A 478-nucleotide genomic window follows, 5' to 3' on the forward strand; every position below is an offset into this window, starting at 1 on the left:
GGTCGGCAGCCGGGGCCTCGGGGCGTTCGGCAGCCTGCTGCTCGGTTCCACCGCCGTGCATCTGACCGCGCACGGCCGCTGTCCGGTGCTGGTGGTGCGCGGCCGGCCCGACCCGAGCGGTGCCGTGCTGCTGGCGGTTGACGGCTCGCCGGCGGGCGAGGCAGCCGTCGAGTTCGCCTTCGCCGAGGCGTTGCTTCGCGGCGTGGACCTGCTGACGCTGCACGTCTGGAACACCCGGAGCGAGCGGGCTTACGAGGGCCCTGGTGATCCGCTGAACGCGGTGGTAGACATCGAGCGGCTCCGCCAGGAGGAGCAGCGGTTGTTGGACGAAATCGTGGCCCCGTGGCAGGAGCGTTATCCCGGGCTCGTCGTGGAGCGGCGCCTGGTGCGTTCCCGTGTGCGCCCGTCCCTGATCGAGGCGAGCCGCGATGCGCAGCTCGTCGTGGTCGGCGCCCGCGGCCGTGGCGGCTTCACGGGC

Annotated in this window: 1 protein-coding gene; it reads left to right on the forward strand. The window is 73.2% G+C overall.

Annotated features, from left to right (window positions below; genetic code table 11):
• On the forward strand, positions 1–478 hold a 478-nt coding region (locus RB628_RS42895), incomplete at both ends, for a universal stress protein (protein WP_318325767.1).

It is taken from the genome of Streptomyces sp. ADMS (assembly GCF_033441795.1).
Lineage (GTDB): Bacteria > Actinomycetota > Actinomycetes > Streptomycetales > Streptomycetaceae > Streptomyces.